Origin of the sequence: Curtobacterium sp. MCPF17_001 (genome assembly GCF_003234615.1) — a bacterium.
Classification (GTDB): domain Bacteria; phylum Actinomycetota; class Actinomycetes; order Actinomycetales; family Microbacteriaceae; genus Curtobacterium.
On sequence record NZ_QKSL01000011.1, the window covers coordinates 1 to 14,963 of the forward strand.

Sequence of the window (14,963 nt, forward strand, 5' to 3'; positions counted from 1 at the left end):
GACGCCTGACGCTCGCCGTCGCGGGCAGCGTCGCACCACACGTCGCCGTCGCCCTGCCCGAGTCGGGCGTGCAGCCCCTCGCCGAGGACGAGGGCGGCCACGTGGCGTCGGCGCCACGACGCGGACCGTGACGACCTGGGTGTCGGCCGGTCCGGTGCCGTTCGAGGCGGTGATCGTCACGGTCGAGGAACCCGTGGCGGTCGGGGTGCCCGAGATGACCCCGGTGGTGCTGTCGATCGTCAGACCGGCGGGCAGCCCCGTCGCGGTGAAGGTCGGCGTCGGCGTCCCGGTGGCGGTCACGGTGTAGCTGTAGGGCCGGCCGGTGGTCGCGGCCGTCGGCGTGCCGGAGGTGATCGAGGGTGCCACGGTCGGGGTGGGCGTCGTGGGCGGCGGGCAGCTCTGCGCCGGGGTGATCGTGTTCGTGTCGAGCGTCACGGCGGCGTCGAGCGCGATCAGGCGGCCCTGGACGGTCGCGCCGGTGACCGCGGTCACGGACGTCCTCGCGAGGACGGTGCCCTGGAACTGCGAGCTGGTCTGGATGGTGGCCGAGCTGCCGACCTGCCAGAACACGTTGCACGAGCTCGCCCCACCGGTGATGAGGATCCGCGAGTTCGTCCCGACGACCAACGACGAGGCTGCCTGGAACACCCAGGTCGACTGGGCGTTGCCGTTCAGCGTGAGCGTGTTGTTGTCCGACAGGTTGAGCGCGCCACCGGAGTAGACGCCCGGCACGAGCGTCCCGACGTTGTCGAGGTCGCTGACGTCGACGCCGCTCGGCGTGAGGGAGGCCGCGACGTTGAAGGCGTTCCGGGCGTCCTGCTGCGCGAGCGCGGCTTCGGTCGGGGTGCGGACGGTGCCCGTGACCAGGCCGTTCGGCAGTCCACCGAACCCGCTGATCTTGGAGCTGGGGGGTCCGCCGAGGTCGCCGTTGACGACGGTCGGTCCGGTGTTGGTGATGGCCTGGCTGGCGAGCACCCCGTAGGTCGCAGCGGTCCCGAGCTTGACGGGCCCGTCGATCTCGGTCGCGGCGGAGGCACCGGACGACGCCATGAGGACGAGGGACGCTGCGAGGCCGAGCGCGGCACCACCCGTCAGGACTCTGCGGAGGAACGGGGACGTCGCCATGGGAGGCACCTGACTGAGAGGGAGAGGCACAGTGCGATCGTCGACGACGGGCGCATGATCTCCGTCGTCGCAGTATGCACTCCAGGCGCTCTGATCAGGGGCGATCGCCTGAAAACGCTCTGTCTACCCGCCGGACTCCCAGCCTGAGCAGTCTGGAAGGCGATCCCAGGCGCGTCCGCACCCCCAGTAGTGGGGTGGGCGTGGCGACGGGCCGCCGTACCCCCGCACGAGCGGCGCCGGACGAGTGCACCCAGAGCCTCGCCCGACGCCGCGGTCTCGCGTCGGCCCGACGTCTACGCCCGCCGGACCCGCAGGGTGACGAGCTCGAAGGGCCGCATGGTCAGGACCACGGGCGTCCCGTCGTCCCACTGCACGGGGGTTCCGGTTCCGTCGTCGAGCGGTCGTTCCAGCAGGTCGACCCGGGTCACCCCGGCGACGTCGAAGCCGAAGTCGACGCCGACGTCGGTCGCCCGGCCGCCGAGTGCTTCGTACAGGCGCACGACGACGTCGCCCGAGCGGTCCTCGGCGAGCTTCACGGCCTCGACGAACACCTGCGGCGACGACACCGTGACGAGCGGCTCCACGACACGGTCGCCCGGCACGGCACGGACCGGCAGGTTGAGCCGGTACCCGGAGTCGGCCGCGTCGAGCACCGAGGCGCCGACCCGCAGCACGGTCCGGAACACGTGGTGGCCCTGGTCGGCCTCGGGGTCGGGGAACTTCGGCCCGCGCACCAGCGACTCGCGGACCTGCGTCGTGGTGCCACCGTCTGCACGGGTCCGCCGTGTGACGTCGTGCCCGTAGGTGGAGTCGTTCGCGATCGCGACGCCGAACCCCGGCTCGGCGACGTGCACCCAGCGGTGGGCGCTCGTCTCGAACCGGGCGAAGTCCCACGACGTGTTCTGGTGCGTCGGCCGGTCGATGTGCCCGAACTGGATCTCACTCGAGGCCTGGTCGGCCTTGAGGTCGAGCGGGAACGACAGCTTGAGGAGCTTCTGCTGCTCGTGCCAGTCGGCCCCCGTCTCGACGACGAGCTCCGGCTGCCCCTCGGTCGCCGTGTAGCGGGTGGTGACGGTGGAGCGGCCGAACGGGCGGACCACGACGAGCGCGTCCCCCTCGACCGTCACGCTCGTCGCGGCGAGCACCGACCCGTGCCGCTGGTAGGCGCGGTCGATGTCCCACGCCTCCCACTGGTTCGGGGTGTCGCGGAACACGGTGTACTCGGCGGCGGCCTCCCCCGGCGCGACGGCGTCGCGGCCGGTGCCGCGGTCGACGAGCGAGACGACGTGTCCGTCGGCGTCGACGGTGGCGACGACGACGCCGGTGTCGAAGACGAAGCGGTCGCCGTCGCGGACGGGAGGCACGGCGCGCGCCGCGTCGACCGGCTCGGCTCCCAGCGCGCGGACCCCGTCGGCGGGGACCGGGGACGCGTTGAACCGGACGTGCGAGGCGGCGGAGGGTGGGCCTCCCGGCCGGTCCGCGCCGCTGTCCGGACCCGCACCACCGGTGGCGAGGGCCGTGGTCGCGGTGCCGATCAGCTCCTCGAGCACCGCGGCGACGCGGGCGTACTCGGCCTCGGCGTTCTCGTAGACCCAGGCGATCGACGAGCCGGGCAGGATGTCGTGGAACTGCTGCAGGAGCACGGTGTGCCAGGCCGACTCGAGCGCGTCGTACGGGTACTCCCGACCGAGGCGCACCGCGGCCGTCGTCGCCCAGAGTTCGGCCTCGCGGAGCAGGTGCTCGGAGCGGCGGTTGCCCTGCTTGGTGCGGATCTGTGACGTGTAGGTGCCGCGGTGGAACTCCAGGTACATCTCGCCGGACCACACACCGGGGGTGGGCAGGGCGCGCTCGAGCTCCTCGAACACCTGTGCCGGTGTCCCGAGTTCGACCCGGGGTGAGCCGTCCAGGTCGTGCTGCCGGCGTGCGGCGGCGACCATCTCGCGGGTGGGACCGCCGCCGCCGTCGCCGAAGCCGTAGAGCAGCATCGAGGTGTTCGCGACGCCGCGCTCCTTGTTGTTCCGCTCCCCACGGTGCAGGTCGGCGGGCGAGACGTCCGAGTTGTACGTGTCCGCCGGCGGCAGGTGGGTGAGGACGCGGGAGCCGTCGATGCCCTCCCAGAGGAACGAGGTGTGCGGGATGACGTTCGTCTCGTTCCACGACGGCTTCTGCGTGACGAACCACTTCGATCCGGCGGCCCGGACGATCTGCGGCAGCGCGCCCGTGTAGCCGAACGAGTCGGGGAGCCATGCCTCGGGGGTGTCCACGCCGAACTCCTCGAGGAAGAACCGCTTGCCGGCGACGAACTGGCGGGCCAGGGCTTCGCCGCCGGGCAGGTTCGTGTCGGACTCGACCCACATGCCGCCGACCGGGATCCACCTGCCCTCGGCGACGCGCTGCTTGATGCGCGCGAAGACCTCGGGGTACTCGTCGCGCAACCACGCGTACTGCTGCGCCGACGAGCACGCGAAGGTGAAGTCGGGATCACGGTCCATCAGGTCGAGCACGTTCGAGAAGGTCCGGGCGCACTTGCGCTTGGTCTCGCGTACCGGCCAGAGCCAGGCGGAGTCGATGTGGGCGTGTCCGACGGCGATCGCGCGGTGCGCCGAGCCGCTGGCGGGTACGGCGAGCGCCCCGGCCAGGACGGCACGGGCGTCGGCGGCGGTCCCGGCGACGTCGTCGGGGTCGAGCGCGTCCGCGGCCCGTTCGAGCACCCGGAGGACGTCGGCACCGCGGGTGCCGTCGGTCGGCAGTTCCGCCATCAGCCCGCGGAGCACCCACAGGTCCTGCTGCAACTCCCACACGGTGTCGTCCCGTTCGACGACCTCGAGCGCGCGGAGCCGGTAGATCGGGGCGTCGCCCGCGGTGTGCTTCGAGCCGAGCGGGGTGGCGCCCTGGAACGAGTCCCCGCCGATGTCGGGGTTGGCGCCGGCCTCGATGTACAGCTCGAACGACTCGCCCGGGGCGACCTGCAGCGGGACGCTGTCGTTGCGCGGCTCGATGGCCTTGATCGTGGAGCCGTCCGCACGCCAGGCGAGCCCCTCGGCCTGGAACCCGGCCTGGCGCTTGGTGAACCCGAGGTCGACGTGCAGCTCGGCAGTGGTGCCCTCGGCGGTGCCGAAGTCGGCCGGGACGGTGCCGGTCACACGGAACCAGGTGGTGCCCCAGGGCCGACCGCCCCACGGGGAGCCGACGGTGAACGGTTCGTAGTGCTGGGTCACGGCCTCGGCGAAGGGCACGGGTTCGTCCGGGACCTGCCACGCCTCGATCGTGACCGGCGATGCCCGGCGGTGGACGTTCGGGTCGACGCGGTCCCGCACGAGTCGTGCGATCCGGGCCTCGACGAGGGGTTCGTCCTGGTGCATGGAGATGGGTTCCTTCCCAGCGGTGGAGTTCGGTCAGCCCTTGATGCCGCCGGCGAGGGCGTTGCCGCCGCCGAGGCCTCGGGACACGAGCACGTAGAGCGCGATGACGGGCACGGAGTAGACGATCGAGAACGCGGCGAGCTGCCCGTAGGCCACCGCCCCGTTCTGCCCGAAGAAGTTGAAGATGCTCACCGCGGCGGGCACCTTGTCGGGCGAGAGCAGCAGGACGAAGGGGACGAAGAAGTTCCCCCACGCCTGGATGAACACGAAGATGAACACCACGGCGATGCCCGGTCGCATCAGCGGGATGACGATCCGCCACAGCGTCGTGAACATCGACGCCCCGTCGGTCCAGGCCGCTTCCTCGAGCGAGATCGGGACCGCGTCCATGAAGTTCTTCGCCATCCAGATCGCCATCGGCAGGCTGGTCGCGGCGAGGAAGAAGATGCAGCCGTAGATGTTGTCGATGAGGTTGAGCGACACGAACAGCGCGTAGACGGGCACCATCATCGCGGTGATCGGCAGGCCGGTGCCGAACAGGATGCTGTACAGGAACGGCTTGTTGACGCGCATCTTGTACCGGGACAGCGGGTACGCGGCGAGGATCGCGACGACGACCGTGACGACCGCCGTCCCGCCGGAGAGCAGCAGGCTGTTGCCGAGCGGGATGAACGACAGCTCCGGGGTGAGCACCGTCGTGAAGTTGTCCAGCGTGAACTGCGACGGCAGCTTCACCGACAGCGACGCCTGCGCGTCGAGCGAGGCGAACACGAGCCACAGGAGCGGCACCGCGAAGCAGACCGCGATGACGAGCAGCACGACGTTCGACACCCACCGCATCGTCCGGCCTCGGGGCGAGGTCATGTGCAGGGACCCCGGCGCGGTGATCGAACGGGTCGTGGTCTGGTCGAGGGACGGGGCTGTGATGGCCATCAGTCCACCTCCGGCTTGAGCGCTCTGATGTAGATGATCGAGAAGACCGCCCCCACCACGAGCAGGATGGTCGCGATCGCGGTCCCGAAGCCGAGCTGCGAGAACTTGAACGCCTCCTGGTACGCCAGGATCGGCAGCGTCGAGGAGTTGGTGCCCGGCCCGCCACCGGTCATCACGAAGATGAGGGTGAAGACCGACAGCGTCTGCAGCGTCGTCAGCATGAGGTTCGTGGAGATGCTCCGGCGGATCACCGGCAGCGTGATGTACACGAGTCGCTGCCACCCGGTGGCGCCGTCCACCTCGGCGGACTCGGTGATCTCCTCGGGGACCTCCTGCACGGCGGCGGAGTAGACGAGCATCGAGAACGCGGTGCCGCGCCAGATGTTCGCCAGGATGACCGCGACCATCGGGTACGTGTAGAGCCAGTTCGAACCGGTGATCCCGAAGACCGCCAGGAACGAGTTGAGCGTGCCCTCGTCGTTGAAGAACGCGTACGCCGCGAAGGACGCCACGATCTCGGGCAGGACCCACGCCGCGACGACGAAGGTGCCGACGATCGAGCGGACGACCTTGTTCGCCGACCGCATGAGGAGCGCCAGACCGAGTCCGAGCACGTTCTGTCCCACGACCGCCGAGGCGAGCAGGAACACCACGGTCAGGATGACGGACTTCGGGAAGTCCTTGTCCTGGAACAGCTCGATGTAGTTCCGCATGCCGACGAACTGCTGGTCGGCAGCGCCGGCGCCGGTCAGGGCGGAGTTCGTGAACGACCCGTAGAACGACGAGATGACGGGGCCGAGCAGGAAGATCACGAGCAGGACGAGCGCCGGCAGGAGCGGGACGGCCCGACCGACGTTGCGGAGCGGCTTGCGCTTCCGCGGGACGGGAGGGTCGGTGCGTCTCGGCGCACCGGGCGCCGGGACCACCGGCGCGAGGGGAGTACTGGTCATGCTGGGTGCCTTCCAGGACAGCTCACGGTGATGAGTGGGGACGGACGGGAGGAGCGGTGCGGGCTGGCACCGCTCCTCCCGTCCGACGACGGTCGGGTCAGGGCCCGGTCCGGTCAGCGCGCCGAGACCGTGTTCTCCTTGCCGACCACGCCGACGACGGCGTCGTCGTAAGCGGCCGCCGCTTCCTTCGGCGACTGCTGTCCGGTCATCACCGACTCCATGGCGACCTGGATGGCGTTCGAGATCTGCGAGTAGTCACTCGTGGCGGGGCGGAAGTTGGTGTGCTCCACGAGGCCTGAGAAGAACTTGAACGTCGGGTTGGCGCCGGTGTACTCCGGGTCCTCGGCGACGTCCTTGCGGACGGCGATCTGGCTGTTCTCGGAGTCGTACTTCAGGGAACCGTCCTTGCTGAGGAAGGTGGTGATGAAATCGAACGCCGCCTGCGGGTTCTTCGTCTTGGCGCCGACCGCCAGGGTCCAGCCACCGGACATGCTGTTGTAGCCGGGCTCCTGGCCGTTCTGGGTCGGCATGGCCGCCTGGCCCATCACGTCGTTCCACTCGGCCCACGGGGCGGTGCCGGACTTCAGCCAGGTGCCGGACTGCCACGAGCCGTCGAGGTCGATCGCGAGCTTGCCCTCGGGCAACCACGTCTGCGCGATGGTCGTGCCCACGTTGGTGTCGAGCGCCTGCTGCGGTGTCGGGCCGAGATCGCCCTGGTAGACGTCCTTCACGAACTGCAGCGAGTCCTGGAACTGCTTCGAGTTGGTGACCCACTTCTTGTCCTTGTACAGCGTGTTGCCGGGGCCGTCCGCGCCGTACAGGAGCATCTCGAAGCCCTGCATGGTCGACGCTTCGCCCTGCGCCTTGCCCGAGTAGATGTTGAAGGGGATGAGGTCGGGCTTCTCGTCCTTGATGGTCTTCGCGGCGGCGAGCACGTCGTCCCAGGTCTTCGGCTGCCACGGAACGGGCAGACCGACCTCCTTGAAGACGTCCTTGTTGTACCAGAGGGCTCGGGTGTCGGTGCCCATCGGGACGCCGTAGACCTTGCCGTCGTCACCCTGCCCGGCCTGCTTGGCGTTGTCGAAGAACTGGTCCCACTCGTCCCACTTGTCCGTGTACTCGTCGAGTGGCAGCAGGTAGCCCGCCTCGGCGTCGGCCTTGACGAGGAACGTGTCCTCGTACATGACGTCCGGCGCGGTGGCGGGCGCCTTGTTCATCAGCGCGAGCTTCGTGTAGTAGTCGTTGCCCTGGGCCTGGATCGGGACGAGCGTGACCTTCTTGCCCGGGTTGTCCTTCTCGTACTCCTTCTTGACGACCTTCATCTGGGCGTCGAGCTGCTGGAAGGCACCGTACTTCTGGTACGCGATCTTGATGGTGTCACTCGAGGCGGACCCCGAGCTCGAGCAGCCTGCGAGACCCACTGCGGCGACTGCCACGGCTGCGAGTCCGGCGATGATGCGGGTGCGTTTCATCGGTGCTCCTTTGCACGGGTGAAGGTCGCGGACTCCGTTGCCCGCGTTGCGCAGTTAGTCCACCGTATGGACTTAAACGTTGTCAAGACATGGGTGCAAAGTGCGCCCGGTTCGTGACCTGCGGCCCGGGGGACGGTTCCGCACGCAGCCGCGTGGGCGGCAGCCGCGTGGGCGGCAGCCGTTCAGTGGGCGATGAGCATCGTGCTCGCGCGCGGCGACAGGGCAGCGTCGAGCACCAGGCAGGCCGCCCCGACCGCGGCCACGTCGGTCCCCCGCCGGCTCTCGACGACGGTGACCGGGTGTTTCGGCACCAGGATCGGCGAGCCGGTGATCGCCGCGGTGGCAGCCGGGAGGGCCGCGCTGCTGATCCGCGACCAGAACGGTCCGCCGAACACCACCCGGTCGAGGTCGAGCAGGTTCACGATGACGACGACGGCCCGCCCCATCACGGTGCCGATCTCGGCCGCGAGGGCCTGCGCCGCCGGGTCCTCCGCCGCGATCGCTGTGGCGAGTACGTCCCACGCCCGGTCGACCGCCGCCAGGTCGACCGCGATGTCGGCACCGTCGGCAGCAGCCGTCCCGGCGGCGAGCAGTCCGTCGCCCAGGGCGATCCCCCGTTCGACCGCGATCCGCACCAGGCGGTCGGGCATCACCGTCGCCCCGACCTCGCCGCGCGTGCCGTCCCCGTCGCCGGTCCCGGCGAGGGGCCCCTGGTCGACCATGATGTGCCCGGCGTCGCCCGCGTTCGCCCCGGAACCGCGGACGGGCTCGTGGTCGATGACGAGCCCGACTCCGAACCCGGTGCCGAAGTACACGAAGGCGAAGTCGCGGGCCGCCGCACCCCGCTCGAGGAACATCTCGCCGACGGCCGCCGCCGTGACGTCCTTCTCGAGGAGCACCGGGTACCCGGTGGCGTGACCCAGGGCGTCCCGGAGCGCGACGTCCCGCCACCGGGGCAGGAACGGCGGGTCGAGCACGACGCCGGCCGCCGCGTCGATCGGCCCCGGCGAGGCGATGCCGACACCGAGCACGCTGTCGGGTGCGACCCCGGACCGGCGGACCAGCCCGTCGACCGCGGCCGCCATCGTCCGGACCACCTGGTCCGGGTCCTCGGCGTTGGGGGTCGAGGTGGTGGCCTCGGCGACGACCGCACCCGCCAGGTCGAGCAGCACGTAGGTGACGACCGCGGGATCGACGTGCACCCCCACGGCGAACCGGCTGCGGGCCTCCAGTCGGAGGATCGTGCGCGGCTTGCCGCGACCCGACACGACCGTTCCGGACTCGACGATCATGCCGGCGTCGATGAGGAACCGGGTGACGTTCGAGACGGTCTGCGGGCTGAGGCCGGTCCGCGCGGCGAGCTCGACGCGGCTCAGGCCGTCCCGGGAGCGGCGGACGGCGTCGAGCACGACCGTGCGGTTGAACCCGCCCAACGACGGCAGGTTCGCCCCCCGCCGATGCTCCGCCATCTGGCGACCATACCGCCGGTGACATGCGCGGTGCGACGCGCACGGGGTGACCGCCGCCGGACCCATCGCTGGCTTCTCACCCGCCTGCACCGTTACCCTGACCGACATGACGGACCTCCGCCTCGAAGAACTCTCCGCAGCGACCGTCGCCGCGGCCAACTCCCTGACCCTGAAGCCGGGGCAGGAGCAGTTCGTCCAGCCCACCTCGTACGCGCAGGCCGAGTCGGACGTCAAGCCGAGCGCCGCCTGGCCCCGCGTCGTCCTGGACGGGGACGAGGTCGTCGGCCTCATCGTCGGCAGCTTCGACGCCGAGAACGCGCAGGAGGAACTCCGCAGCTGCATCTGGCGCGTCAACGTCGCGGCCAACGCGCAGGGGCGCGGGGTCGGTCGTTTCGCCGTCCACGGACTGGCGGAGGAGGCCCGCAAGCGCGGCTTCGAGCGCCTCACCGTCGTCTACGAGCCGGGCACCGGCAGCCCCGAGGCGTTCTTCGAGGCCATCGGCTTCACCGTCGTCGGTGAGACGCAGTACGGCGACCACTTCGCGGCCCTGACGCTGTAGTGCCGGAACCGGTCGACTTCGGGGCCGAGGTCGCCGCGGTCGTCCGTGCCATCCCGCCGGCGCGGGTCATGACGTACGGCGACGTCGCCGCGGTGCTCGGCTCGCGTGCGTCCCGCGCGGTCGGCAAGGTGATGGCGCACGAGGGCTCGGACCTGCCGTGGTGGCGGGTCGTCCGTTCCGGTGGGCTGCCGCCGGTCCGCCACGAGGCGCGCGCACTGGAGCAGTACCGCGTCGAGGGCACGCCGCTCCGGTGGTCGCGGGACGGCGCGTCCTGGAGGCTCGACATGCGGCGGGCGCGCTGGTCACCGTCCGGGGACGGCTGGCCAGACGACGGTCCGCCCGACGAGCCCGACGGCCTCGGCGGCTAGCGCTTCCGAGTGGTCGTCGCGGCCCCGGGCCGGACGTCGAACCGCGTGCCCTTCGCGTTCGGCGGCAGCAGGAACACCACGAACAGCACGAGCGACCCGATGCCCGGCAGCACGTGCAGGAACTGCCAGAACCCGGACAGGTTCGCGTCGTGCAGCCGCCGAGCGCCGAGTGCCAGCCCGCCGATGAGGGTGATCAGCGCCCACAGCACGAACAGGTAGGACCCGACGGGGTTCTCGAGCAGCGGTGCATCGGGGGTGAAGACCTGCGGCACGAGCTGCAGCACCAGACCGATCGCGAACGAGGTCAGCCACCACCACCAGAACTCGGCGCGCGAGGCCCGGCCGGTGAACACGGTGTACTTCCGCCAGAACCGTCGGACGGCCTCGGCGAAGGGCGCGCCGTAGAGGGGATCGCGGAGGGCGACACCGCCCGGCTGCACGTCGTTGTCGCTCATCCCCCCACCCAACCACGCCGTCCCGCCGGACTCCGGACGGGACGCGCCCCCGGACGCACATCGAGCCCCGTCGGAACGGGGCGCGATGTGCGGGGCAGAGCGCAGCGGTCGTCAGACCAACGAGTCGCGCCAGGCCGCGTGCAGCTGCGCGAACCGTCCGGTCCCCGCGATGAGGTCGGCGGGCGTGCCGTCCTCGACGATGCGGCCGTACTCCATCACGAGCACCCGGTGGGCGATCGCGACCGTGGACAACCGGTGCGCGATGATCACTGCGGTGCGGTCGGCGAGCAGGGTCTCCAGGCCCTCCTGCACCAGACGCTCCGACGGGATGTCGAGCGACGCCGTGGCCTCGTCGAGGATGAGCACCTTCGGGTCGGCGAGGAACGCCCGGGCGAACGAGAGCAGCTGGCGCTGCCCCGCCGACACCCGGCCACCGCGCTTGTTGACGTCGGTGTCGTACCCGTCCGGCAGCGCCATGATGAACTCGTGTGCGCCGACGGCCTTCGCCGCCGACTCGATGTCCGCCCGGGAGGCCCCGGGTCGGCCGAGCTCGATGTTGTCCGCGACGGACCCCGAGAACAGGTACGCCTCCTGCGTCACCATCACGATGGCGCGGCGCATGTCCTTCGGGTCGAGGTCCCGCAGGTCCACGCCGTCGAGCGTCACCGTGCCCGAGGTCGGGTCGTAGAACCGGGCCATCAGCTTCGCGAGCGTCGACTTGCCGGCACCGGTGGACCCGACCAGGGCGATCGTCTGCCCGGACGGGATGTGCAGGTCGAACTCCGGCAGCACGACCCGGTCGGCCGTGTACGCGAACTCCACGTGGTCGAAGTCGATCCGACCCCGGGCGTCCGGCAGCTTCGTCGGCTTCGTCGGGTCCGGCACGCTCGGCCGTTCCTCGAGCACGCCGGAGATCTTCTCCATCGCCGCGGATGCCGACTGGTAGCTGTTGTAGAACATCGCGAGTTCCTGCGCCGGGTCGAAGAACCGCTTGGCGTACAGGGCGACCGCGAGCAGCGCGCCGATCTCCAGCGATCCACCGACGACCCGGAAGCCGCCGACGATGACGACGGTAGCCAGGGTTGCGTTGCCGATGAGGACCAGGCCCGGGTCGAAGATCCCGAACAGGTTGAACACCCGGGCGTTCGCCTGCCGGTTCTGCTCGACCTGGACGCCGTACTCGGTCTCGTTGCGGGACTCCTTGCGGAACGCCTGCACCGCGCGGATGCCCGTCATCGTCTCGACGAAGTGCACGATCACACGGGCGCTGGTCGTCCGGGTGGAGCGGAACAGCTGCTGCGAGCGCTGCTGGAACCACCGGGTCAGGAACCACAGCGGGACGAGGGCGATCGCGAGCACCAGGCCCGAGGTCGGGTCGAGGAACACCAGCGCGACTGCGGTGAACACCATGTACAGGACGCCCTGGATGAGCTGGTTCAACCCGGAGTCGAGCAGTTCCCGGATGGAGTCCAGGTCGCTCGTCTGCCGGGAGATGATCCGCCCCGACGTGTACGTCTCGTGGAACTCCAGCGACAGCCGCTGCGTGTGCAGGAACACCCGCTTCCGGAGGTCGAACAGGATCGCCTGACTGATCCGGGCCGCCAGCACCGTGTACCAGGCGGTGAGGACCGCCCCGACGATCGCGATGGTGATGTACAGCCCGACGACGAGGAACGCCGGCATCCAGTCGTCGCGGTCGAGCACGGCGGGCAGGGCGTTGTCGATGCCCCACGCGATGAGCGTCGGGCCGGCGACCTGTCCACCGGTGGAGAGCACCACGACGACCGCGATGCCCCAGAGCCGGGCCTTGAGCGGTGCCGCGAGGGAGCTGAGCAGCGTCAGCGACCGACGGCGCAGCCGACGGCTCTCGGCCTTCGTGAAGTCCTCACGCTCCTCACCGCGTGTCCCGTGGACGGTGATGGACGCGGTGACCGGAGCTGCCGCCTCGGCCGCCTGCGTGCCGGTGCCGACCTGCGCCACCGGCACCGAGCCTCCCGTCGGTTCCTGGTCGACGGTCAGGGGCTGGTCGTGGTCGGTCTCGTTGCTCATGCCATCTCCTCCTCTCGGTCCTCGGCGTCGTCGTCGTCGAGCGACGAGATGACGAAGCGGTAGTGCTCGTTGGTGGCCATCAGCTCCGAGTGGGTGCCGACGGCGGTGACGCGCCCGTTCTCCATGAGTGCCACGCGGTCGGCGAGGGTCACGGTGGACGGACGGTGGGCGACGATGAGCGAGGTCGTCTCGGCGAGCACCCGGCGGAGCCCGGCCTCGACGCGCGCCTCGGTGTCCACGTCGAGCGCGGACAGCGGGTCGTCGAGGACGAGCACGCTCGGACGCGCCGCGATCGCCCGGGCGAGCGCCAGGCGCTGTCGCTGACCACCGGAGAGGGACAGCCCCTCTTCGCCGACGCGGGTGTCGACACCCTCGGGCAGGTCGTCCACGAAGGACGCCTGCGCGATGTCGAGCGCCTCGCGCATGACCCGCTCGGCTTCGTCCCCGGACAGGTCGGGCCGCCCGAGCAGGACGTTGTCCCGCACGCTCGACGAGAACAGGGTGGCGTCCTCGAACGCGACGCCGACGTGCCGACGGAGTTCGGCGCGGGACAGGTCGCGGACGTCGACGCCGTCGATCGTCACCGATCCCCCGGTCACGTCGTACAGCCGCGGGACGAGCGCCAGCAGGGTCGTCTTGCCCGAGCCGGTGAGGCCGACGAGCGCCATGGTCTCGCCGGGACGCAGCTGCAGCTCGACGCCGTTCACCAGGTCGGGGAACTGCGCCGGGGAGTCCTGGTAGCGGAAGTGCGTCGCGTTGAAGGCGAGTGCCCCGTGGGGTTCTGCGATCGTCTTCGGCGACTCCGGGTCCGTGATCGTGTTCTCGGAGTCCATGACCTCGAAGAACCGGTCCACGGCGGTGCGGGTGTCGAACGTCATCGACAGGAAGAAGCCGATCGACTCGATCGGGAACCGCAGCACGGTCGCCGTCGCGAAGAACGCGAACAGCTGGCCGACACTCAGCTCCCCCTGGCTGGCGAGCCAGATGCCGGCGAGCAGACACAGCGCGAACGCCACGTCCGGCACGAGCAGCAGCCAGAACCAGATCGCCGCGATCGCCTTGGCCTTCTCGATCTCGGTGCCGCGCAGCTGTTCGGCCTGCTCGGCGAACTCGTCGAGCTTGTACCGACCGCGGCCGAACGCCTTGAGCACGCGGATGCCGTGCACCGACTGCTCGACACTGGTCGCGAGGTCTCCGACCTGGTCCTGACTGCGTCGGGCGACGACCGAGTACTTGCGCTCGAACAGCACGCTGTTCACCCAGACCGGGATCGAGGCGACCAGGAAGATCAGGCCGAGCTGCCACCCGAAGGTGAACAGGACACCGAACCCGATGACGATCGTCACGACGTTGACGACCAGGAGCACGATCCCGAAGGCGAGCCAACGGCGGATCAGTGACAGGTCGGACACCGATCGGGACAGCAGCTGCCCGGACTCCCACCGGTCGTGGAAGGCGACCGGCAGGTCCTGCAGCTTCGCGTACAGCGCGTTGCGCATGCTCGCCTCGATCCGGGTCGACGGCCGCATGACCATCTTCCGACGGGAGGCGATGAAGAACGCCTCGAGGACGCCGAGCGCCAGCACGCCGAGTCCCGCGGGCCAGATGCGGCTGCCGTCACCGGACGCGAGCGGTCCGTCGACGAGCGCCTGCAGCACGTACGGGATGACGAGCGCGACGACGGAGGCGCCGAGCGCCGCCAGCATCCCGCCGAGCAGCCGCCATCGGTACGGCTTGACGTAGGGCCAGATGCGCGCGATGGCGCGGGCGGTGGATGGGCGCGCCGGTGTCGGCGCCGGTTCCCGGTGGGGTACCTGGGACATGCGTGTGCGTCCTCGTGCTTCGTACGGGCGCCGGTGCGGTCAGGTTGCGTCTGACCGGACGGGAGGCCCGGGGTGCGTTGCGTGGTCTGGTCGGCCGGGTGCCCGCTCGGGTCCACCGCGACAGCGCGCGGAGTCCCTCGGGTTCCGTCGGCGCCGCTGGGACGACGTCGCCCGTGGGGCGGGTGGGGCCGGTCGTGCGCCTAGGCGGACGGCGGTGTCGGGACGCCGGGAGCGGCCGTGTCGATGGACGTCGACCGCGTCCGGGCAGCCGTTGCGGTGGTGCCGGTCGTCGTGTCCATCGTCACTCCAGTCTCGTCGTCGTCACCGTCGTGCCCGCGGTGCTGCCGACCTGAGAAGTCGTCAGCGATGAGGTCGCGGAGCCTTGCAGACTATCGGCA

Annotated in this window: 11 protein-coding genes; 2 read left to right on the forward strand and 9 right to left on the reverse strand. The window is 70.4% G+C overall.

All coding sequences use genetic code 11. The annotated features are described in order from the left end of the window. From DEJ24_RS11160 to DEJ24_RS11185, 6 genes are all read right to left on the reverse strand, one after another. The coding region (locus tag DEJ24_RS11160; protein ID WP_111078708.1) for an ice-binding family protein at positions 1–1,125 on the reverse strand (1,125 nt) is incomplete at its 3' end. 293 nt (positions 1,126–1,418) lie between these two features. Next, positions 1,419–4,487, reverse strand: a complete 3,069-nt coding sequence (locus DEJ24_RS11165; protein WP_111078709.1) for a glycoside hydrolase family 38 C-terminal domain-containing protein — start codon at positions 4,485–4,487, stop codon at positions 1,419–1,421. 33 nt (positions 4,488–4,520) lie between these two features. Next, the gene (locus tag DEJ24_RS11170; protein WP_181432974.1) at positions 4,521–5,351 is read right to left on the reverse strand and encodes a carbohydrate ABC transporter permease; all 831 of its coding nucleotides are present in this window, start codon (positions 5,349–5,351) and stop codon (positions 4,521–4,523) included. Positions 5,352–5,419: 68 nt separating this feature from the next. Beyond that, the gene (locus tag DEJ24_RS11175) at positions 5,420–6,370 is read right to left on the reverse strand and encodes a carbohydrate ABC transporter permease (protein WP_111078710.1); all 951 of its coding nucleotides are present in this window, start codon (positions 6,368–6,370) and stop codon (positions 5,420–5,422) included. Between the two features lie 113 nt (positions 6,371–6,483). Then, positions 6,484–7,842: an extracellular solute-binding protein gene (locus DEJ24_RS11180; RefSeq protein WP_111078711.1), complete on the reverse strand. Its 1,359-nt coding sequence runs from the start codon at positions 7,840–7,842 to the stop codon at positions 6,484–6,486. A gap of 182 nt (positions 7,843–8,024) precedes the next feature. Beyond that, positions 8,025–9,311, reverse strand: coding sequence for an ROK family transcriptional regulator (locus DEJ24_RS11185; protein WP_111078712.1), 1,287 nt, complete (start codon positions 9,309–9,311; stop codon positions 8,025–8,027). 106 nt (positions 9,312–9,417) lie between these two features. Here DEJ24_RS11185 and DEJ24_RS11190 point away from each other — a divergent pair, with 106 nt between their 5' ends. Further along, positions 9,418–9,870, forward strand: a complete 453-nt coding sequence (locus DEJ24_RS11190; RefSeq protein ID WP_111078713.1) for a GNAT family N-acetyltransferase — start codon at positions 9,418–9,420, stop codon at positions 9,868–9,870. Beyond that, positions 9,870–10,238 carry an MGMT family protein gene (locus tag DEJ24_RS11195; RefSeq protein WP_111078714.1) on the forward strand — a complete coding sequence of 123 codons (369 nt, stop codon included), beginning with the start codon at positions 9,870–9,872 and terminating at the stop codon, positions 10,236–10,238. Before DEJ24_RS11190 ends, DEJ24_RS11195 begins: the two co-directional genes overlap by 1 nt. Here the strand turns inward: DEJ24_RS11195 and DEJ24_RS11200 are convergent. The 3 genes from DEJ24_RS11200 to DEJ24_RS11210 form a co-directional block, all read right to left on the reverse strand. Then, positions 10,235–10,693 (reverse strand): DUF805 domain-containing protein, encoded by a 459-nt coding sequence (locus tag DEJ24_RS11200; RefSeq protein ID WP_111078715.1) that lies wholly within the window; start codon positions 10,691–10,693, stop codon positions 10,235–10,237. The genes DEJ24_RS11195 and DEJ24_RS11200 overlap by 4 nt on opposite strands. 111 nt (positions 10,694–10,804) lie before the next feature. Continuing rightward, positions 10,805–12,613 (reverse strand): ABC transporter ATP-binding protein, encoded by a 1,809-nt coding sequence (locus tag DEJ24_RS11205; RefSeq protein WP_111078775.1) that lies wholly within the window; start codon positions 12,611–12,613, stop codon positions 10,805–10,807. Positions 12,614–12,738: 125 nt separating this feature from the next. Further along, on the reverse strand, positions 12,739–14,565 hold the full coding sequence (locus DEJ24_RS11210; RefSeq protein ID WP_111078716.1) for an ABC transporter ATP-binding protein: 1,827 nt from the start codon (positions 14,563–14,565) through the stop codon (positions 12,739–12,741). Positions 14,566–14,963 lie beyond the last annotated feature (398 nt).

Excerpts from the sequence above, each read along its gene's own strand:
- DEJ24_RS11165 (WP_111078709.1), bottom strand. The coding sequence starts at position 4,487 with ATGCACCAGGACGAACCCCTCGTCGAGGCCCGGATCGCACGACTCGTG.
- DEJ24_RS11170 (WP_181432974.1), bottom strand. The coding sequence starts at position 5,351 with ATGACCTCGCCCCGAGGCCGGACGATGCGGTGGGTGTCGAACGTCGTG.
- DEJ24_RS11175 (WP_111078710.1), bottom strand. The coding sequence starts at position 6,370 with ATGACCAGTACTCCCCTCGCGCCGGTGGTCCCGGCGCCCGGTGCGCCG.
- DEJ24_RS11180 (WP_111078711.1), bottom strand. The coding sequence starts at position 7,842 with ATGAAACGCACCCGCATCATCGCCGGACTCGCAGCCGTGGCAGTCGCC.
- DEJ24_RS11185 (WP_111078712.1), bottom strand. The coding sequence starts at position 9,311 with ATGGCGGAGCATCGGCGGGGGGCGAACCTGCCGTCGTTGGGCGGGTTC.
- DEJ24_RS11190 (WP_111078713.1), top strand. The coding sequence starts at position 9,418 with ATGACGGACCTCCGCCTCGAAGAACTCTCCGCAGCGACCGTCGCCGCG.
- DEJ24_RS11200 (WP_111078715.1), bottom strand. The coding sequence starts at position 10,693 with ATGAGCGACAACGACGTGCAGCCGGGCGGTGTCGCCCTCCGCGATCCC.
- DEJ24_RS11210 (WP_111078716.1), bottom strand. The coding sequence starts at position 14,565 with ATGTCCCAGGTACCCCACCGGGAACCGGCGCCGACACCGGCGCGCCCA.